Source organism: Pseudomonas sp. PA-1-3F, from assembly GCF_021609665.1.
Taxonomy (GTDB): Bacteria; Pseudomonadota; Gammaproteobacteria; order Pseudomonadales; family Pseudomonadaceae; genus Aquipseudomonas; species Aquipseudomonas paracarnis.
This window is the reverse complement of the sequence record NZ_WJZD01000046.1, coordinates 20,544-40,547: the sequence shown is the minus strand read 5'-3', so window position 1 is coordinate 40,547 and position 20,004 is coordinate 20,544. Positions and strand designations below refer to the sequence as shown.

Annotated in this window: 20 protein-coding genes; 7 read left to right on the top strand and 13 right to left on the bottom strand. The window is 61.9% G+C overall.

Going from position 1 to position 20,004, the window contains the following annotated elements; genetic code table 11:
• The first annotated feature begins 87 nt into the window (after positions 1–87).
• Both GIV26_RS24580 and GIV26_RS24575 read left to right on the top strand, forming a co-directional pair.
• Complete coding sequence (locus tag GIV26_RS24580; protein WP_014719028.1) at positions 88–1,308, top strand: putative DNA modification/repair radical SAM protein; 1,221 nt, start codon at positions 88–90, stop codon at positions 1,306–1,308.
• Positions 1,305–2,186 carry a TIGR03915 family putative DNA repair protein gene (locus GIV26_RS24575; RefSeq protein WP_054917426.1) on the top strand — a complete coding sequence of 294 codons (882 nt, stop codon included), beginning with the start codon at positions 1,305–1,307 and terminating at the stop codon, positions 2,184–2,186. The genes GIV26_RS24580 and GIV26_RS24575 overlap by 4 nt, the downstream gene beginning before the upstream one ends.
• Positions 2,187–2,312: 126 nt before the next feature.
• Here GIV26_RS24575 and GIV26_RS24570 read toward each other — a convergent pair whose 3' ends face one another.
• The 7 genes from GIV26_RS24570 to ctlX all read right to left on the bottom strand — a co-directional run bounded on the left by GIV26_RS24570 (position 2,313) and on the right by ctlX (position 8,230).
• Entirely contained in the window at positions 2,313–2,810 is a 498-nt protein-coding gene (locus GIV26_RS24570; RefSeq protein WP_014719026.1) for an Lrp/AsnC family transcriptional regulator, read from the bottom strand.
• 4 nt (positions 2,811–2,814) lie between these two features.
• Complete coding sequence (locus GIV26_RS24565; protein WP_003192318.1) at positions 2,815–3,645, bottom strand: ABC transporter ATP-binding protein; 831 nt, start codon at positions 3,643–3,645, stop codon at positions 2,815–2,817.
• A 3-nt stretch (positions 3,646–3,648) separates the two neighbouring features.
• A complete protein-coding gene (locus GIV26_RS24560) occupies positions 3,649–4,362 on the bottom strand; it encodes an ABC transporter permease (RefSeq protein ID WP_014719024.1) in 714 nt (237 codons plus the stop codon).
• Positions 4,359–5,060, bottom strand: coding sequence for an ABC transporter permease (locus tag GIV26_RS24555; RefSeq protein WP_014719023.1), 702 nt, complete (start codon positions 5,058–5,060; stop codon positions 4,359–4,361). Before GIV26_RS24555 ends, GIV26_RS24560 begins: the two co-directional genes overlap by 4 nt.
• 178 nt (positions 5,061–5,238) lie before the next feature.
• Positions 5,239–6,018, bottom strand: a complete 780-nt coding sequence (locus GIV26_RS24550; protein WP_032896457.1) for an ABC transporter substrate-binding protein — start codon at positions 6,016–6,018, stop codon at positions 5,239–5,241.
• A 227-nt stretch (positions 6,019–6,245) separates the two neighbouring features.
• Positions 6,246–7,292, bottom strand: coding sequence for an ornithine cyclodeaminase (locus GIV26_RS24545; RefSeq protein WP_236282563.1), 1,047 nt, complete (start codon positions 7,290–7,292; stop codon positions 6,246–6,248).
• A gap of 11 nt (positions 7,293–7,303) precedes the next feature.
• A complete protein-coding gene (gene ctlX, locus GIV26_RS24540) occupies positions 7,304–8,230 on the bottom strand; it encodes a citrulline utilization hydrolase CtlX (RefSeq protein ID WP_236282561.1) in 927 nt (308 codons plus the stop codon).
• A 223-nt stretch (positions 8,231–8,453) separates the two neighbouring features.
• Between ctlX and GIV26_RS24535 the strand changes: the two genes are divergently transcribed.
• A complete protein-coding gene (locus tag GIV26_RS24535) occupies positions 8,454–9,347 on the top strand; it encodes a GNAT family acetyltransferase (protein ID WP_236282559.1) in 894 nt (297 codons plus the stop codon).
• Between the two features lie 243 nt (positions 9,348–9,590).
• Here the strand turns inward: GIV26_RS24535 and GIV26_RS24530 are convergent, their stop codons facing one another.
• From GIV26_RS24530 to GIV26_RS24505, 5 genes are all read right to left on the bottom strand, one after another.
• A complete protein-coding gene (locus GIV26_RS24530) occupies positions 9,591–10,610 on the bottom strand; it encodes a branched-chain amino acid aminotransferase (RefSeq protein ID WP_003192309.1) in 1,020 nt (339 codons plus the stop codon).
• A gap of 193 nt (positions 10,611–10,803) precedes the next feature.
• Positions 10,804–12,183 (bottom strand): dihydrolipoyl dehydrogenase, encoded by a 1,380-nt coding sequence (lpdA, locus tag GIV26_RS24520; protein WP_181125296.1) that lies wholly within the window; start codon positions 12,181–12,183, stop codon positions 10,804–10,806.
• 4 nt (positions 12,184–12,187) lie between these two features.
• The gene (locus GIV26_RS24515) at positions 12,188–13,453 is read right to left on the bottom strand and encodes a dihydrolipoamide acetyltransferase family protein (RefSeq protein WP_054898242.1); all 1,266 of its coding nucleotides are present in this window, start codon (positions 13,451–13,453) and stop codon (positions 12,188–12,190) included.
• Positions 13,454–14,512: an alpha-ketoacid dehydrogenase subunit beta gene (locus GIV26_RS24510; RefSeq protein ID WP_005789444.1), complete on the bottom strand. Its 1,059-nt coding sequence runs from the start codon at positions 14,510–14,512 to the stop codon at positions 13,454–13,456. It abuts the gene before it with no gap.
• A gap of 1 nt (position 14,513) precedes the next feature.
• Positions 14,514–15,749: a 3-methyl-2-oxobutanoate dehydrogenase (2-methylpropanoyl-transferring) subunit alpha gene (locus tag GIV26_RS24505; protein WP_054898243.1), complete on the bottom strand. Its 1,236-nt coding sequence runs from the start codon at positions 15,747–15,749 to the stop codon at positions 14,514–14,516.
• Positions 15,750–15,944: 195 nt separating this feature from the next.
• On the opposite strand from GIV26_RS24505, the gene bkdR reads away from it, so the two are divergent.
• Positions 15,945–16,433, top strand: a complete 489-nt coding sequence (gene bkdR, locus GIV26_RS24500; protein ID WP_003174877.1) for a Bkd operon transcriptional regulator BkdR — start codon at positions 15,945–15,947, stop codon at positions 16,431–16,433.
• Positions 16,434–16,580: 147 nt separating this feature from the next.
• Here the strand turns inward: bkdR and GIV26_RS24495 are convergent, their stop codons facing one another.
• Entirely contained in the window at positions 16,581–17,444 is an 864-nt protein-coding gene (locus tag GIV26_RS24495) for an MBL fold metallo-hydrolase (protein WP_034127970.1), read from the bottom strand.
• A 94-nt stretch (positions 17,445–17,538) separates the two neighbouring features.
• On the opposite strand from GIV26_RS24495, the gene GIV26_RS24490 reads away from it, so the two are divergent.
• The 3 genes from GIV26_RS24490 to GIV26_RS24480 are packed head-to-tail and all read left to right on the top strand — an operon-like array spanning position 17,539 to position 19,977.
• Entirely contained in the window at positions 17,539–17,874 is a 336-nt protein-coding gene (locus GIV26_RS24490; protein WP_003174875.1) for an ArsR/SmtB family transcription factor, read from the top strand.
• A gap of 51 nt (positions 17,875–17,925) precedes the next feature.
• A complete protein-coding gene (locus GIV26_RS24485; protein ID WP_054898245.1) occupies positions 17,926–19,170 on the top strand; it encodes an NAD(P)/FAD-dependent oxidoreductase in 1,245 nt (414 codons plus the stop codon).
• Positions 19,171–19,977 (top strand): sulfite exporter TauE/SafE family protein, encoded by an 807-nt coding sequence (locus GIV26_RS24480; protein ID WP_034127968.1) that lies wholly within the window; start codon positions 19,171–19,173, stop codon positions 19,975–19,977.
• Positions 19,978–20,004: the final 27 nt, after the last annotated feature.

The following is a 20,004-nucleotide window of genomic DNA, read 5'->3' as shown; positions in this document are numbered from 1 at the left end:
CGCCACAAGAGCTCGCTCCTACAGACGGCACTTGTGACAAAGTGTGGCTATTGGTACTGTACAAAAAACCAGTATCGGTAGCCCTCCATGCAGTTGATCGAAAAACTCAGCATCCTCGCCGACGCCGCCAAGTACGACGCGTCCTGCGCCAGCAGTGGCGCGCCCAAGCGCAGTTCCGAGGGCAAGGCGGGGCTGGGTTCCACCAATGGCATGGGCATCTGCCACAGCTACACGCCCGATGGCCGTTGCGTGTCGTTGCTCAAGGTGTTGCTCACCAACTTCTGCCTCTACGACTGCCAATACTGCGTCAACCGCCGCTCCAGCGACGTGCCCCGTGCGCGCTTCAGCCCGGAGGAGGTGGTCACCCTGACCCTGGATTTCTACAAGCGCAATTGCGTCAGTGGGCTGTTCCTCAGTTCCGGCATCATCCGTTCGTCGGACTACACCATGGAGCAACTGGTGCGGGTCGCCAAACTGCTGCGCGAAGAGCATGACTTTCGCGGTTATATCCACCTCAAGACCATCCCCGATGCCGACCCGGCCCTGATCGCCGAGGCTGGCCGTTATGCCGATCGCCTCAGCGTAAATATCGAACTGCCCACCGACGCCAGCCTGCAAACCCTGGCGCCCGAGAAGCAGATCGGCTCGATCAAGCAGGCCATGCAGACCATCTACACCGGCGAACAGACGGTGCTCAACGAACCCCGCGCGCCACGTTTCGCTCCGGCCGGGCAGAGCACGCAGATGATCGTCGGTGCCGACGACACCGACGACAGCACCATCCTGCACGGTGCCGAGGCGTTGTACGGTAATTTCAAGCTGCGCCGCGTGTATTACTCGGCGTTCAGCCCCATCCCCAACAGCCCGAAAAGCGTACCCCTGGCCGCGCCGCCCTTGATGCGCGAGCACCGCTTGTACCAGGCTGATTTCCTGCTGCGCAGCTACGGTTTCAGCGCCAATGAGCTGTTCGCCGGCCCCGGTGACCTGGCACTGGATATCGACCCCAAGCTGGCCTGGGCCCTGGAGCATCGCGAGGTGTTCCCCCTGGACCTGAACCGCGCCGAGCCGACCCTGATCGCACGTATCCCCGGCATCGGCCTGCGCACCACCCAGCGCCTGGTCGACCTGCGCCGTGAACGCAAGATCCGCTTCGAAGACCTGGCGCGCATGCGCTGCGTGCTGGCCAAGGCCAAGCCGTTTTTCATCACCAGCGACTACCACCCGCAGCAGGCCGACAGCACCAGTGTGTTGTTGCGCGAACAATTGCGTGACCGTCCGCAGCCGCAACAGATGGGGCTGTGGGGATGATCAGCCTGGAGTGCGACAACCTGTTCAGCACCTGGCGCGAACAGGCCCGCTGGTTGCTCAGCCATCAGGTCGACCCCAGCCAGGTCAGTTGGGGCGAGGTGCAGGCGGCGGACCTGTTCGCTACCGATGAACTGATCCCACCAGGGATGGGGCCGTTTCAGGCGCGCATACCCAAGGCGTTGTTGCAATTGTTGGAGTCCGCTGCCTGTTATCACGGTGATCAGCGCTGGAGCCTGTTGTATGAAGTGCTGTGGCGGGTCAGCCATGGTGATCGCACGGCCATGCTCGCGGGTGACAAGCTGGGCAGCGAATTGCAGCGGCGCATCAAGCAAGTCAGCCGGGAAGCCCACCACTTGCATGCGTTTGTGCGCTTCATCGCGCTGCCGGACGGGGCCGGGCCGGAACTGCCGGAGTACGTGGCCTGGCATGAGCCGGCCCATGACATTCTCAAGAGCGCCAGCGAGCATTTTATCGGGCGCATGGGCCGCCATCGCTGGATGATCGCCACGCCCCTGGACGGGGTGTATTACGACGGCGAGCAATTGATTCATCAGCGCCAGTGCCCCGAGGCCTGGCAGCAACTGGCGCAGAATGTTGAAGATCCCCACAGTGCGATGTGGTTGACCTACTACAGCCACATCTTCAACCCGGCGCGGCTGAATCCCAAGGTGATGGAAGGGCATTTGCCCAGCCGCTTCTGGAAGAATTTGCCGGAGGGCAAGTTGATCCCGGGGCTGATCAGCGAGGCGCGTACGGGCAAGCAGAAGGATGGGCAGGCGAAGCTGGTGGGTGCCAAGCCAGGCAAAAGAATTGCAAACCCGGTCAATGTGGGAGCTGGCTTGCCTGCGATAGCGGTCGACCCGTCAGATGTGGGGTGACTGATTGATCGTTCCCACGCTCTGCGTGGAATGCCACCCTGGACGCTCCGCGTCTGCTCTTGAAGTTGTGACGCGGAGCGTCATTGGATGCATTCCCACGCAGAGCGTGGGAACGAGCTAGCTGGTTCAGGCCAGTTCGGTCGCGGTGTTCTTGACCACCGCCAACTCCGGATGCGCCACCAGCTTATCAATGTGCAACTCATCATTGTTCAACCAGGTCTCGGTCAGCACCCGGTAATGCTCCATATCCCGGCAGCGCATGCGCAGGCTGTAGTCGAACGGCCCGCTGATCAACTGGCATTCGAATACCTGCGGGCAGGCTTTCACGCAGGCTTCGAAGGCCTTTTGCGCCGAGCGCCCGCTTTGGTTGGACAGGGCCACCAGCACCAGCAGCGACAGCCCCGGTGAGACCATCTGCACATCGATGATCGCCCCATACCCACGGATCACCCCGCGTCGTTCCAGCTTGCGCACCCGTTCCAGGCAGGGCCTGGGGGTGAGGTGCACCAGTGACGAGAGCTTTTCGTAGGTGATACGCCCCTGATGCCTGAGTACGTCGATGATCGCTTCGTCGATGCGATCCAGCGTAGGGGAAGAATGGGGTCCGTGGGCCTTGGTATCCATGAGTTCACTTCAAACGGTTGGAAAGAAATTGCTGCAAGCGTTCGCTGGTGGGATGGTCGAGGATCTCGGCGCCGCCGTGTTCCTCGACTCGGCCCTGATGCAGGAACAGTACTTGGCTGGACACCTGGCGGGCAAAGCCCATTTCGTGGGTGACCATCAGCATGGTACGACCTTCCTCGGCCAACGTCTGTATGACTTTAAGCACTTCTCCTACAAGCTCCGGGTCCAGGGCCGAGGTGGGTTCATCAAACAGGATGATCTCCGGCTCCATCGCCAGCGCTCGCGCAATCGCCACCCGCTGCTGCTGGCCACCGGACAGGAACGCCGGGTATTGGTCCGCCACGCGGCTCGGCAGGCCGACCTTGTCCAGGTACAGCCGCGCACGTTTCTCGGCTTCGGCGGCGCTCACGTTCAGCACCCGGCGCGGGGCCATGGTGATGTTTTCCAGCACGGTCATGTGGCTCCACAGGTTGAAGTGCTGGAACACCATGGCCAGGCGCGTGCGCAGGTTTTGCAGTTGCGCCTGGTGCGGCGCGCGGGTGCCGGCGCGGCCTGGTTGCATTTCGATGCTGATGCCGTCCAGGGTGATCACCCCGGCGTCAGGCTGTTCCAGAAAGTTGATGCACCGCAGCATCGTGCTTTTGCCCGAACCGCTGGCGCCGATCAAGCTGATCACATCGCCCTGGCGTGCGTTGAGGGACACGCCCTTGAGCACTTCGTGTTCGCCGTAGCGTTTATGGATACCTTCGACTTGCAGCTTGATGGCCGCCGTGGCGGTGTTGCCGACGGGTACATCCATTGGATAAGCGGCCAGGGCCTGCGCGGACTGATTCATGGGTTAGCCTCGGGTAGGAACAAGAAAGCGCATCCAGCGACGTTCGGCCAGCCTGAACAGGCCCACCAGTGCAAAGGACAGCAGCATGTAGAGCAGGGCGGCGATGCCGAAGGCCTGGAAGGTCAGGAACGTCTCGGCATTCGCATCGCGGGCGACCTTGAGGATGTCGGCGACGGTGGCGGTGAACGCCAGCGACGTGGCGTGCAGCATCAGGATCATTTCATTGCTGTAGGCCGGCAGGGCGCGACGCAATGCGGCGGGCACGATCACAAACAGGTTCAGCCGCCAGCCGTGCAGGCCATAGGCGCGTGCCGCTTCGATCTCGCCATGGGGAATGTTGCGAATTGCCCCGGCGAAGATTTCCACGGTGTAGGCGCAGGTGTTGAGCACAAACGCCAACAGCGTGCAGTTCAGCGCATTGCGGAAAAACTGGTTGAGCAGGGCGTTGTCCTGCACCACTTCCAGGCTGTACAGCCCGGTGTAGCAAATCAACAGTTGGATATACAGCGGCGTGCCGCGGAACAGGTAGGTGTAGACCTCCACCGGCCAGCGCAGCCAGAAATGCTCTGACACGCGTGCCAGCGCCAGGGGGATCGACAGGCCAAAGCCCAGCACTACCGAAATAATGAACAGCCACAAGGTCATGGCGACACCGGACAGGCCGCTGCCATCGCTGAACAGGTAGGCCAGGCCGTATTGCTGGAACAATTCGATCATCGCGCCATCCCCTTGATGCCCAGGTTATAGCGCCGTTCCAGGCGCTTGAAGATGCGGTTGGAGAGGGTGGTAATCACCAGGTACACCAGGCCCGCGAGGATCAGGAAGTACAGCGGCTCACTCGTGGACTTGCCGGCGTTCTGCGCGGCCTTGACCAGGTCTGACAGGCCGATGATCGACACCAGCGCCGTGGACTTGAGCAGCACCAGCCAGTTATTGCCCAGGCCCGGCAGGGCAAAGCGCATCAGTTGCGGGAACAGCACCAGGTGAAAGCGCTGCCAGCGGCTCAGGCCGTAGGCGGTGGCGGCTTCCAGTTGGCCGGCCGGCACGCTGAGGATCGCACCCCGGAAGTTCTCGGTGAAATACGCGCCGTAGATAAACCCCAGGGTGATCACCCCGGCGGTAAACGGGTCGATTTCAACGTAGTCCCAGCCGAACGCTTCGGTCAGGTCGTTGAGCCATAGTTGCAGGCTGTAGAAGATCAGCAGGATCAGCACCAAGTCCGGCACGCTGCGGATCAACGTGGTGTAGAGCGTGGCCGGCACGCGCAGCCATTTGGCGCTGGAGAGTTTGGCGCCCGCGGCGACCAGGCCAAGGGTAAGGCTCAGGGCCAGGGCGAGGAACGCCAGCTTGAGCGTCATCCAGGCACCCTGGGCCAGCATGGGGCCGTAGCCTTGCAGGTTGAGGAGGTCGTTCATGGGGAAGATCTCGAAGGAGTGCACGGATTTACTGTGGGAGCTGGCTTGTTGTGGCGAGGGAGCTTGCTCCCGTTCGACAGCGCAGCTGGAGCCGGCTTTTTGGGGGCGCTTCGCACCCCAGCGGGAGCAAGCTCCCTCGCCACAACAAGCCCGCTCCCACAGGGGCACGGGTTGCCGGTTACTCGTTGTAGATGTCCTGATCGCCAAAATATTTCTTCTGGATCTGGGCGTAGGTGCCATCGGCCTGGACGGCGGCGATGCCCTTGTTGATCAGCTCACGCAACGCCTGGTCGTTCTTGCGCAGGCCCATGGCGATGTCCAGAGGCAGGGTCGGGTCCTTGAAGGCCGGGCCGGTCTTGAAGTCGGCGCCTTCGGGCTTGGACAGGAAGTTGAGCTGGGCTTCGAGCTTGTCCGTCAGGGTGGCGTCGAGGCGGCCGTTTTGCAGGTCGGCGTAGTTCTGTTCCTGGGACTGGTACGCCTTGATCTGTGCACCGAGCTTGGCCAGGTGCGCGCGGGCATAGGCTTCCTGCAACGAGCCTTGCAGCACGCCAACCTGCTTGCCGTTCAGCGACTCGGGGGTATCACCGAAGGTGGCGTTTTTTCGGGTGATCACCGAGGTGGGGCTGAGGAACAGGCGGTCGGTGAAGTCGATGACTTTCTCGCGGGCCGGGGTCACGGCCATGGAGGACATGATCGCGTCGAACTTGCGCGCACGCAGGGCCGGGATCATGCCGTCGAATTCGTTGTGCACCCAAGTGCATTTCACTTCGAGCTTGGCGCAGATGGCGTTGCCCAGTTCGATATCGAAACCTTGCAAGCTGCCGTCGGCGGCGACGGATTCGAAGGGCGGGTATTCGGGGAACACGCCAAACCGGATTTCTTTCCAGTCCTGGGCGTGGGCAGCAGTGGCGCACAGTGGCAACAGCAACGCAGCGAAGAGTGATCGCAGAGGAGTCATGTGTCGGTCCCTATATTTTGTAATTGATGTCAGGGGCAGTGAATAACTGGGAGCAGAGAATGCTTCATGATGGTGCGTTTTTTGTGTCGTTTACCCCCTGCGCAAAGCGCAAATTGCGCTGTTAAAACAGGCAATGCAGCGGAATCGGCTGTGACACCGGCAAAATCGGCTTTCAACCCACCCGAATCTGGCCTGCCCTGGGCGCAAAGTGGCAAGCCAGAGCGGTTTCAGGCGCGCTTTTTATGCTGTACCACAGGTTGCTGGGCCAGGCGTGCAAACAGGTCTTTCGGGTCGGCCAGGTCTGGCACCAGCTCCAGCTCGCTGCCCACATCCAGGGCCTTGGCCACGTCCAGTACATAGCGCAGGGCCGAGTAGTCTTCGATAGCAAAACCCACCGAGTCGAACAGGGTGATCTGGCGTTCATTCTCGCGGCCCGGCTGTTGGCCGTTGATCACTTGCCACAGCTCGGTGACCGGCGAATCTTCCGGCGTATGCTGGATTTCACCTTCGATGCGGCTTTGCGGTTCGTACTCGACGATCACCCTGGCGCGCTCGACGATGCGGCGGTCCAGCTCGGTCTTGCCCGGGCAGTCACCGCCCACGGCATTGAGGTGCATGCCTGGCTCGATCATCTCGTCAGTCAGGATGGTGGCGTAGGCCTTGTCCGCGGTCACGGTGGTGACGATGTCCGCGCCTTTGACTGCCTCGGCGACGCTGGCGGCCAGGATCACCTTGATCGCCGGAAACGCCTTGAGGTTGGCGGCGAGCTTGGCGGTGGCCTGGGGGTCGATGTCGAACAGGCGGATTTCAGTAATGCCCAGCATGGCGTGGAAGGCCAGTGCCTGGAATTCGCTTTGGCAGCCGTTGCCGATCAGCGCCATGCTGCGGCTGTTGGCGCGGGCCAGGTAGCGGGCGACCAGGGCCGAGGTGGCAGCGGTGCGGATCGCAGTGGTCAGGGTCATTTCCGCCAGCAGCACCGGTTTGCCGGTGTCGACGTCGCCCAAGGCACCGAACGCCATCACGGTGAGCATGCCGGCCAGGGTGTTTTTCGGGTGGCCGTTGACGTACTTGAAGGCGTACAGCGAAGCATCGGACACCGGCATCAGCTCGATCACGCCATCCGGTGAATGGTTGGCCAGGCGCGCGCATTTCTCAAAATCCTGCCAGCGCAGGTAGTCGGCGCGAATGTAGTCGGCCATTTCGGTGATGCAGGTTTGCAGGCCTTTTTGCGAAACCAGGTAGCTGAGGTCGTTGACGTCGATATAACGGGTCATGGCAAGACTCCTTATTGAAATGAGTGGCGGGCCGGCAGATGCACTTCGGCCAGCATGCAACGGGCACTACCGCCGCCGATGCGTTCGATGTTGTCGATATTCACCACCACCGGCCGCGTATGGCGCTCCACATGCTGACGCTGCGCCGGATGCAGGGCGCCCCAGGCACTGGCGGACATCACCAGCAACGGCTGGCCGTCCCGGTCGTGGACTTCCAGCATGTTGCCGGCGAAGGCTTCCAACTGGTCGATGTCCAGGCTGAGGATGTCCTTGCCGGTGTCACGCAGGGAGCGTTCCAGGGCCAGGCGCTCGCTGTCATCGGGCAGGGCCTGCAGGCACACCACCGCGAGGTCGCGGCCAACGCTCATCATCACGTTGCTGTGGTAGATGGGGGCCTGGTGACGGTCCAGGGCGTGGAACACGCAGAGTTGGTAGTCGAGGCGTTCGGCAAACTGGCGTAGGGCCGCGTGGTGGGTGCGCCCCGAATGGCAGGCGTAGCTGATGCGGTGCTGGCGGTCGAGCACCATGCTGCCGGTGCCTTCCAGAAAGATGTTCTGTTGTTCCAGGTGGCTGAGGTCGATGGTGGTGTTGATCGCAAAGCGTTGCTCCAGTACTTGCAGCACGCCCTTGTTGCGCTCCAGTCGGCGGTTCTGGCCTTCCATGGGGTAGAGCACCAGGCTGCCGTCGGCATGGCTGCTCCACCAGTTGTTGGGGAAGATCGAGTCGGGCGTATGAGGCGCCGGCGTGTCCTGCACCACCAGCACCTCCACGCCATGCTGGCGCAGGGTGTCGACATAACCGTCGAACTCCTCCAGCGCTTTGTGCTGTGCACTGAGCGGGTCCAGCGGCGGGCGTTGGAAACGGTTGTTGATCGCGGTATCCGGGTTGAAGGCAAAGCGCGCCGGGCGGATCATCAGGACGGTGTTGGTGGTTTGCATGGGGGCACGGGTCCGTTGGGGATCTTGTGCCGCTATTGTGTGCGTTGCGGGGAAAGGATCCCGGCTGAAACAGCGGGGTGGCTCAGCCAAGAAAGCTGAAAACGGGGGTGGCGCAGCCGAATCGGCTGTCAGATTGAAATACGATCAACCTGTGGGAGCAGGCAAGCCAGCTCCCACATTGATATTGTGGTGATTGTTATCGTTGTGTCAGCCAGGAGGAACCATGTCTACCGCTGTTCGCCTTGCCCAACCTTCAGATGCCGAGGGCATCAGCCAGGTCATCCTGGCTGCGCTGCACAGCAGCAACGCACGTGATTACCCAGCAGATGTGATTGCGCGGGTTGCCAGCAACTTCACCCCCGACGCGGTAATGGCGTTACTCCAGCGGCGTGTGGTGTTGGTGGCGACTCAGGATCAACTGATCGTTGCTACGGCCGCACTGGACGGCAACGTGGTGCGCTCGGTGTTCGTCAACCCGGCGCTGCAAGGGCAGGGCATTGGCCGATTGTTGATGATCGAGATCGAGCTGCGCGCCCGTGAAGCCGGCGTGACGGTGCTGAGCGTGCCGTCCTCGCTGACGGCGCAAGCCTTCTACGCCAAGCTGGGTTTTCACAACGTGCGTGACGTGTACCACGGCAACGAGCGCACGTTGGTGATGGAAAAGGCGCTGTTGTCCCGCCACCCCATCGGGCCGTATCGCGACCGTCAACACCGTGCCCAGGTGATTGAGTTATGGCAGCAGGCGTTTGGCTATGACACCGCGCATAACCTGCCGAGCCTGGCGATTGATAAGAAACTGGCGGTCAATGACTGGTTGTTCTTCGTTGCCACCGACAACAAAGCCGTGATCGGTACCATCCTTGCCGGCTATGACGGGCATCGTGGCTGGTTGTATTCGGTGGCGGTGCATACCGACTATCGGCGCCATGGCCTGGGGTCGTCGCTGGTGCGCTATGCCGAACAGGCGTTGACTGCGCTGGGTTGCATGAAAATCAACCTGCAGATCACCGGCGGCAATGACGTGGTGGTGGGGTTTTATGAGGCGTTGGGGTATGGGGTGGAGCCGAGGATCAGTATGGGCAAGAAGATTGCCGAGAATATTACGCCACGCTCATGAAGGTGCAGAAACCAGTGTGGGAGCTGGCTTGCCTGCGATAGCGATAGGCCTTTGATCGTTCCCACGCTCTGCGTGGGAATGCCGCCTGGGATGCTCCGCGTCCCGCCGGACAACAGGTGACGCGGAGCGTCAGGGGATGCATTGCATTCCCACGCGGAGCGTGGGAACGATCAAGCGGAGCATGGGAACGATCAACCAGCCAGCTCCCACAGGGTTTTGTGGTGTCGCTGGCTTTTGTGGCTGTCAGACCTTGACGATCCAACCCGCTGGCGCTTCCACGTCACCGGTCTGCACACCGGTCAGCTCTTTGTAGAGCTTCTGGGTGATCGGGCCGACTTCGGTCTCGCTGTGGAACACGTGCAGCTTGCCGTTGTACTGGATGCCGCCAATAGGCGAGATCACCGCAGCGGTACCGCAGGCGCCGGCTTCCTTGAATTGGTCCAGCTTGTCGATGAACACTTCGCCTTCTACCACTTCCAGGCCCAGGCGGGTCTGGGCCAGTTCGATCAGCGACAGGCGGGTGATGCCTGGCAATACCGAAGGCGACTTCGGCGTGATGAACTGGTTGTCGTGGGTGATCCCGAAGAAGTTGGCCGAGCCGACTTCTTCGATTTTCGAATGGGTCATCGGGTCCAGGTAGATCGCGTCGGCGAAGCCGGATTTCTTCGCTTCCGAACCCGGCATCAGGCTGGCGGCGTAGTTGCCACCGACCTTGGCGGCACCGGTGCCTTGCGGCGCGGCGCGGTCGTAGCCGGAGATCTGGAAGTTGTGCGGCACCAGGCCGCCCTTGAAGTAGGCACCGACCGGGATGCAGAACACCGAGAAGATGAATTCCGGCGCGGTACGCACGCCGATGTTGTCACCGGTGCCGATCACGAACGGGCGCAGGTACAGCGCGCCGCCACTGCCGTACGGCGGGATGAAGCGCTCGTTGGCCTTGACCACTTGTTTGCAGGCGTCGATGAACGCGTCGGTCGGCACTTGTGGCATCAGCAGGCGGCCACAGCTGCGCTGCATGCGGGCGGCGTTCTGGTCCGGGCGGAACAGGTTGATCGAACCGTCCTTGCAACGGTAGGCCTTCAGACCCTCGAAGCATTGCTGGCCATAATGCAGGGCAGTGGAGCCCTCGCTGATGTGCAGCACATTGTCGTCGGTCAGGGTGCCAGCTTGCCATTCGCCGTTCTTCCAGACCTGGAGAAACCGCTTGTCGGTCTTGATGTAGTCAAAACCCAGCTTGTCCCAATTGATGCTCTCGTTACCCATGACACCCTCTATCTCTGGTCAAGTCGGATTTTTTTCTGGATGGGCGAACAATACTGCATTCACAGGGCTGTTCGCATCCCCTGTAGGAGCGAGCTTGCTCGCGAAGAACGCAAGGACGCCGCGTTTAACTGGGTGGCCCGCGTTATCGTTGGCGATTTTCGCGAGCAAGCTCGCTCCTACAGGGGTTGTGTTTTTACAGGTGCAACGCGTGCCCCAACGCCCGCAACGCCGCTTCCTGCACCGCTTCACCCAGGGTCGGATGGGCATGGATGGTGCCGGCCACATCCTCCAGGCGCGCGCCCATTTCCAGGCTCAGGCCAAACGCAGTGGAGAGTTCCGAAACCCCAGCCCCCACCGCTTGCCAGCCAACAATCAAGTGATTGTCACGCCGCGCCACCACCCGCACGAAGCCGGCTTTGGACTCCAGCGTCATGGCCCGGCCATTGGCGGCAAACGGGAAGCTCGACACAATGCAATCCAGGCCAGCAGCCTTGGCCTCGTCCGGGGTCTTGCCGACCACCACCAGTTCCGGGTCGGTAAAGCACACCGCCGGAATTGCCGCCGGGTTGAATTCGCGGGCCTTGCCGCTGATCAGTTCGGCAACCATTTCGCCCTGGGCCATGGCCCGGTGCGCCAGCATCGGCTCGCCACTGAGGTCGCCAATGGCGTACACGTTGCGCATGCTGGTCTGGCAGCGGCTGTCGATCTTGATCGCCGCGCCGTTCATGTCCAGGTTCAGCGCTTCGAGGTTCCAGCCTTGGGTGTTGGGTTTGCGCCCCACCGCGACCAGCACCTGGTCGGTGTCCAGCGCCAGGGCGTCGCCATTGGGTGCACGTACTTGCAGCTTGTTGTCGGCAAAGCCGGTGACGCTGTGTTCCAGGTACAGCTTCACGCCGAGTTTCTTCAGGGATTCAGCCACCGGCAGGGTCAGCTCGGCGTCGTAGGCCGGCAGGATGTGCGCCTGGGCCTCGACCACACTGACGTCGGCACCAAGCTTGCGGTAGGCAATCCCCAGTTCCAGGCCGATATAACCACCGCCCACCACGATCAAACGTTTGGGTACATGGGTCGGTGCCAGGGCTTCGGTGGACGAGATAATCGGCCCGCCAATCGGCAGCATCGGCAGGTTGACGCTTGTCGAGCCGGTGGCCAACAGCAGGTGTTCGCACTGGATGCGTTGCTCGCCCACCTCGACGGTCTTGCCGTCGATGACTTTGGCCCAGCCATGGATCACCTGCACCTTGTGTTTTTTCAGCAGTGCGGCGACGCCGGTGGTCAGGCGGTCAACGATGCCGTCTTTCCATTCCACGCTCTTGCGGATGTCCAAAGTCGGTACATCCACCTCAATGCCCAACTGCGAGCCCTGGCTATGGTGCACGGTTTGCTGGAACTGCTCGGCCACATGGATCAGCGCCTTGGAGGGAATGCAGCCAATGTTCAGGCAGGTGCCGCCCAGTGCTTGGCCTTCCACCAGAATGGTGGGGATGCCCAGTTGGCCTGCGCGAATCGCCGCGACATAACCGCCGGGGCCGCCGCCGATAATCAGCAGCGTGGTGTGCAATGTCTGAGTCATGCCCTTACTCCAGGAACAGGCTGGCGGGTTGTTCGAGCAGGCCGCGAATGGCCTGGATGAATTGCGCCGCGTCCATGCCATCGACCACGCGGTGATCGAAAGAGCTGGAGAGGTTCATCATCTTGCGCACCACAATCTGGCCCTTGATCACCATCGGCCGCTCAACGATGCGGTTGACGCCGACGATGGCCACTTCCGGCAGGTTCAGCACTGGCGTACTGACGATGCCGCCCAGGGCGCCAAGGCTGGTCAGGGTAATGGTCGAACCGGACAGCTCTTCACGGCTGGCCTTGCCTGTACGTGCGGCGTTGGCCAAACGCGCGATTTCTTCGGCAGTGCCCCATAGGCTGCGGGCTTCGGCGTGGCGCACCACCGGCACCATCAGGCCCACGTCGCTCTGGGTGGCGACGCCCACGTGCACGGCACCAAGGCGAGTGATGACCTGGGCTTCGTCGTCGTAACGCGCATTGATCTGCGGGAAGTCGCGCAAGGCTACCACCATGGCTCGCACGATAAACGGCAGCAGGGTCAGCTTGCCGCGTGTCGCACCGTGCTTCTCGTTGAGGTGCACGCGCAACTCGTCGAGGGCGGTGACGTCGATCTCTTCCACGTAGCTGAAATGCGCGGCGCGGCGGGTGGCGTCCTGCATGCGCTGGGCGATCTTGCGGCGCATGCCGATCACCGGGATCTGGTGTTCGTCAGTGCGCTCGGCATACGGGTTGGCGGCGCTGGCGCCCGTTGTCGGGCCCTGGCGCAAGTAAGCCTCCAGGTCTTCATGCAGAATCCGGCCCGCAGGCCCTGTGCCCTGGACCAGGCGCAGTTGAATCCCGGCATCCAGCGCGTGTTTGCGCACGGCAGGCGAGGCCAACGGGCGTTCGCTGGCTTCACGGGCCACGGGCGCTTGCGGCGCTTTCACTACTGCAGCGGGCTTGCTTTCTACCGGCGCCTGTACCGGTTTGGCTTCGGCCACAGGTGGCGCGGCCTTCGCCGGCTCGGCAACCTCCGGCATATCCTTGGTATTGCCTGCGCCTTCCACTTCAATGCTGATCAAAATGCTGCCCACTGCCATGACCTCACCCGGCTCGCCGCCGAGGGAAATCACCTTGCCGTGGACCGGCGAGGGAATATCCACCATCGCCTTGTCGGTCATCACATCCGCCAGCACCTGGTCTTCAACCACCAGGTCGCCGACCTTTACATGCCATACCGATAATTCAACTTCCGCGATGCCTTCGCCAATGTCCGGCATCTTGATAACGTGCGTGCCCATTCAGACCTCCATGACCCGTTTCAACGCCGCGCCCACTCGGGACGGCCCTGGGAAATACGCCCACTCCTGCGCGTGCGGGTAGGGAGTGTCCCAACCAGTGACGCGTTCGATCGGCGCTTCCAGGTGGTGGAAGCAATGCTCTTGCACCAGCGAGACCAACTCGGCACCAAAGCCGCAGGTGCGCGTGGCCTCATGCACCACCACGCAACGGCCGGTCTTTTTCACCGACTTGACGATGGTCTCCAGGTCCAGCGGCCACAGGCTGCGCAGGTCAATGACCTCGGCGTCGATGCCGGTTTCTTCAGCGGCGACTTGCGACACATACACGGTGGTGCCGTAGGTCAGCACCGTCACAGCCGAACCTGGGCGCACGATGGCCGCCACGTCCAGGGGCACGGTGTAGTAACCGTCCGGCACCTGGGCTTGGGGGTGTTTGGACCACGGCGTTACCGGGCGGTCGTGGTGGCCATCGAAAGGGCCGTTATACAGGCGCTTGGGTTCGAGGAAGATCACCGGGTCATCGTTTTCGATGGAGGCGATCAGCAGGCCCTTGGCGTCATAGGGGTTGGACGGCATCACCGTGCGCAGGCCGCAGACCTGGGTGAACACCGCTTCGATACTCTGGCTGTGGGTCTGGCCGCCATAGATGCCGCCGCCGCAGGGCATGCGCATGGTCAAGGGCGCAGTGAACTGGCCGGCCGAGCGATAACGCAGGCGTGCCGCTTCGGAAATGATCTGGTCGGTGGCGGGGTAGACGTAGTCGGCGAACTGGATTTCCGCTACCGGGCGCAGGCCGTAAGCGCCCATGCCCACGGCCACGCCGACGATGCCGCTTTCCGAGATGGGGGCGTCAAACACCCGCGAGCTGCCGTACTTGGTCTGCAAGCCTTCGGTGCAACGGAACACGCCGCCGAAGTAGCCGACGTCCTGGCCGAACACCACCACGTTGTCGTCACGCTCAAGCATCACATCCATGGCCGAGCGCAGGGCCTGGATCATGGTCATGGTGGTGGTGGTCATGGCGGTTTCCAGTTCGATACTGTTGTTGTGGTCGTTCATGTCACACCCCCAGCTCTTGACGCTGGCGCTTCAAGTGCTCCGGCATCTCTTTATAGACATCCTCGAACATGGTCGCGGCGCTTGGAATCTGGCCGCCGGCGAGGGTGCCGTACTGTTCGGCTTCTTTCTGCGCCTTGACCACTTCGGCTTCAAGTTCTGCACTGACCGCCGCGTGTTCCTCTTCGGACCACTGGCCAATCTTGATCAGGTGCTGCTTGAGGCGGGCAATCGGGTCGCCCAGGGGGAAGTGGCTCCAGTCGTCGGCGGGACGGTACTTGGATGGGTCATCGGAGGTGGAATGCGGGCCGGCGCGGTAGGTGACCCACTCGATCAGGGTGGGCCCCAGGTTACGGCGCGCACGTTCGGCGGCCCAGGCCGAGGCGGCGTACACGGCGATAAAGTCGTTGCCGTCCACGCGCAGGGAAGCGATGCCGCAACCCACACCGCGTCCGGCGAAGGTGGTGGCTTCACCGCCAGCGATGGCCTGGAAGGTGGAAATCGCCCACTGGTTGTTGACCACGTTGAGGATCACTGGCGCGCGGTACACGTGGGCGAAGGTGAGGGCGGTGTGGAAGTCCGATTCAGCAGTGGCGCCGTCGCCGATCCAGGCCGAGGCGATCTTGGTATCGCCCTTGATCGCCGAGGCCATGCCCCAACCCACGCCCTGCACGAATTGGGTGGCAAGGTTGCCGGAAATAGTGAAGAAGCCCGCCTCCTTGACCGAATACATGATCGGCAATTGGCGGCCCTTGAGCGGGTCGCGCTCGTTGGACAGCAGTTGGCAGATCAGGTCCACCAGCGGCACCTCGCGGGCCATCAGGATGCTTTGCTGGCGATAGGTGGGGAAGCACATGTCGTCGATATTCAAGGCCAGGGCCTGGGCGCTGCCGATGGCTTCTTCGCCAAGGCTTTGCATGTAGAACGACATTTTTTTCTGACGCTGGGCGACCACCATGCGGTTGTCGAAAATGCGCGTCTTGAGCATGGCGCGCATGCCTTTGCGCATGATCTCGGTGGAGACACCTTCGGCCCACGGGCCCAGGGCCTGGCCCTGATCGTCGAGCACACGGATCAGGCCCTTGGCCAGGTCGGCGGTGTCGGCGGGCTCTACGTCGATGGCGGGTTTGCGTACCAGGCCGGCGTCGGTCAAACGCAGGTAGGTGAAGTCGGTCTTGCAGCCTGGGCGGCCCGAGGGTTCGGGAACGTGCAGGCGCAGCGGTGCATACGGCTGGGTCATGGCTTTCTACGCTCTATCTTGTGAATTTCTTGTAGTGGGCGCGCTAGCTGACAGTCAGTCTTCGGATAGAAGAAATCTTGTCCTACAACAATCATAGGCGTGGCGTAGAAGAATATTTATCTCTGTTTCATTGCGTCGCCGGCCATTTGCGGATAAAAAAACTGCATAAACATAATAAACAGGTGATTTTGTCTCATGCGCAAACTGGACCGTACCGATATCGGCATTCTCAACGCCCTGCAGGAGAATGCCCGGATCACCAATGCCGACCTGGCCCGCTCGGTCAACCTGTCGCCCACTCCGTGTTTCAACCGCGTCAAGGCGATGGAAGAACTGGGGCTGATTCGTGAGCAGGTCACGCTGCTGGATGCTGATTTGCTGGGGCTGCACGTCAATGTGTTCATCCATGTGAGCCTGGAAAAACAGAACGAGCTGGCGCTGCAGCAATTCGAAGGGGCGATCTCGGATCGGCCTGAGGTGATGGAGTGCTACCTGATGGCCGGCGACCCGGACTATTTGATCCGCGTGTTGGTGCCCACGATCCAGTCCCTGGAGCGCTTTATGATGGACTTTTTGACCAAGGTGCCGGGGGTGGCGAACATTCGCTCCAGTTTTGCCTTGAAGCAAGTGCGCTACAAAACCGCGCTGCCGTTGCCGGCCAACGGCATCAGCCTCGGTTCCTGATTCTCTGTAGGAGCGAGCTTGCTCGCGAAGAACTCACAGTCGCCACATGCTTTCAGGCAGCCCGCGTTATCGTTAACGTTCTTCGCGAGCAAGCTCGCTCCTACAGGAGATCGTGGGCGTTTAAATGACTGGCAGGTCCCCTCCGTTTCAAAGTTGGTTTAGGGGGATCTTCAGGTAGGTCACGCCATTCTCTTCCGCTGGCGGCATGTTGCCCGCCCGCACATTCACCTGAATCGCCGGTAACAACAGCGTCGGCATCCCCAATCCGGCATCACGGGTGGTGCGCATCGCTACAAACGCCGCTTCATCCACGCCATCATGCACATGAATGTTCCCCGCTCGTTGTTCCGCCACGGTGGTCTGGCACTTGGCCTCTCGACCCTCGGGCGGGTAGTCATGACACACGTACAACTTGGTGTCCGAAGGGAACGCCAACAGCTTGCGCATCGATGCGTACAACTGCCGCGCATCGCCGCCGGGGAAGTCGCAGCGGGCGGTGCCGACGTCGGGCATGAACAGGGTGTCGCCCACCAGGATCAAGCGGCCGTCGATCAAATAGGCCATGTCGGCGGGGGTGTGTCCAGGCACGTGCAACGCCTGGGCCTTCAAGTTGCCGATATGAAAGACTTCATCCGGCGCAAACAGGTGATCGAACTGCGAGCCGTCCACGCGAAATTCCGGCTCGAGGTTGAACAGGTTCTTGAACACGCCCTGCACCTTGCTGATCGACTCGCCTATCGCGATCTTGCCGCCCAAGGTGCGGCGCAGGTAGGGCGCGGCGGACAGGTGGTCGGCATGGGCGTGGGTTTCCAGCAGCCACTGCACGTGCAGGCCATGCTCGCGCACAAAGGCAATCACCTTGTCGGCTTGTGCCGTATCGGTGCGCCCCGAAGCCGGGTCGTAATTGAGCACCGAGTCGACGATGGCGCAGGGGCCGCCATCGGCTTCATAGACGATATAGGTGTAGGTCGACGATGCGTCATCCAGAAAGGCTTGAATCAACGCTGGCATGGCGGCTGTCTCTGCTGAAGAAAAAAGTGGTTACAATCAGTTTACATTTACACATAATGTTTTGAGCTTAAGTGACTTAAAGGACCCGAGGCAAATGGAATCTACGTTGAGTGAGGGCGAGGTCGCCCAGTTGCGTGCATCGGCGTCCAAGGCCTGTGCCTTGCTCAAGGCCCTGGCCAACGAAGATCGCTTGTTGATCCTGTGCCAGTTGACCCAGGGCGAGCGCAACGTCGGCGAGCTGGAAGCCCTGACCGGCGTACGCCAGCCCACCCTGTCACAACAGTTGGGCATCCTGCGCGATGAAGGGCTGGTCGCCACCCGTCGGGAAGGCAAATACATTTTCTACGGGTTGGCCAGCCACGAAGTGATTCAAGTGATGAAAACCCTGTCCGGGCTGTATTGCGGCGCGGTCATCAAAAGCTGGGCGTGACGCCATCCGGCAGCGACCCTTGTGTGCATTGACTCAAAAAGGCAGTAGACAATGACCGAACAACACTGGGGACCCACCATCAGTGGCGATATCGTAGTCATCGGCGGCGGCTCGGCAGGCATCGGCCTGCTGGCCAGCCTGCTCAAGCGCGACCCGCAGCTGAACATCACCCTCATCGAACCTAACGACTACCACTGCTACCAACCGGCCTGGACCCTGGTCGGCGGCGGCGCTTACGACCTGCACAAGACCCGCCGGCCCCTGGCCGATGTGCTGCCCAATGGCGTCAGCTGGGTGCAGGCCGCCGTCAGCGAACTGTTGCCCGATGAAAACACCCTGGTGCTCGACAGCGGCCAGCGCGTCACCTGGAAGAACCTTATCGTCTGCCCTGGCCTGCGCCTGGCCTGGGAAAAAATCGAAGGCCTGCAAGACACCCTTGGCCAGCACGGTGTCACGTCCAACTACAGCTACGAGCATGCCGCGTACACCTGGCAGTTGGTGCAGCAGCTCAAGGGTGGCAAGGCGTTGTTCACCCAGCCGGCGATGCCGATCAAATGTGCCGGCGCGCCGCAAAAAGCCCTGTACCTGTCTTGCGACCACTGGCTCAAGCAGGGCGACCTCAAACACATCGACGTCGAGTTCAACCTGGCCGGTGCGGCGTTGTTCGGTGTGCCAACCTTTGTGCCGCCGCTGATGAAGTACGTCGAAAAATACAACGCTCGCCTGGCGTTCAACTCCAACCTGGTGAAAGTCGACGGCCCGGCGCGCAAAGCCTGGTTTGAAGTCAAAGACGCCGAAGGCAACGCGACGGTCGAAGAGAAAACCTTCGACATGCTCCACGTCGTACCGCCGCAGTTGTCCCCGGACTTTATCCGCCAGAGCCCGCTGGCCGACGCCGCCGGCTGGTGCGAAGTGAACCCCCACAGCCTGCAACACCTGCGCTACCCGCATATCTTCGGCCTGGGCGATGTGTGCGGCACCACCAACGCCAAGACTGCTGCGGCGGTGCGCAAGCAAATCGTGGTGGTGGCCGAAAACCTGCTGGCCCTGCGCAAGCAGGCACCTTTGCCGCTCAAATATGACGGCTATGGTTCCTGCCCACTGACGGTGGAGAAGGGCAAGGTGGTGCTTGCCGAGTTTGGCTACGGCGGCACGTTGCTGCCGACCTTTCCCCTCGATCCCACGCAAGCACGCCGTTCGATGTGGTTCCTCAAGGCCACGCTGCTGCCTTGGTTCTACTGGAATGGCATGCTCAAGGGCCGCGAGTGGCTGACCCGTCTGAGCAAGGTGGACTGAATGCTGCTGGCCAGTGTGTTGGGTGTATTGATGGGCCTGGTCATGGGCCTGACTGGCGCGGGCGGCGGCATCCTTGGGGTGCCGGCGCTGGTGCTGGGGCTGGGCTTGACCATGACCCAGGCCGCGCCGGTGTCGTTGCTGGCGGTGGGCGCAGCGGCAGCGGTTGGTGCCATTGATGGCTTGCGTCATGGCTTGGTGCGTTACCGTGCGGCGTTACTGATCGCCTTGCTTGGCGCGCTGTTTTCGCCGTTGGGCGTGTTTGTCGCCCACCAACTGTCGGAACCGGTGCTGATGGGGCTGTTCAGTGCGCTGATGGTGCTGGTGGCCTGGCGCATGCTGCAACGGGAAAAGCGCGAGGCCGGGCCGAGTGACCATGGTGCGGCGTCGTGGGGCCAGAAAAACTGCATGCTCAACCAGCAGACCGGTCGCCTGGCCTGGACCGCCAAATGCAGCGCCACCCTGGCGGCGTTGGGAGCGGTGACCGGCGCCGTTTCAGGTTTGCTGGGCGTGGGCGGCGGCTTCCTGATCGTGCCGGCGTTCAAGCAACTGACCGACGTGCAGATGCGCGGGATCGTCGCCACGTCGTTAATGGTGGTCAGCCTGCTGTCGCTGATCGGCGTGGCCGGTGCGTTTCATGCAGGCGTGAGCATCGAGCCGGTGGGCTGGGTGTTTATTGGTGCGAGCGTCGTCGGCATGTTGGCGGGAAGGCGGTTGTGTTCGGTGATCCCCGCGCGGGTGTTGCAAGTGGGGTTCGCCAGCCTGTGTGGGGTGGTGGCGATTGGGATGCTAGCCAGCGCGTTGCTCTGACGCTGTACCTGTGCACTGTCACGAAAT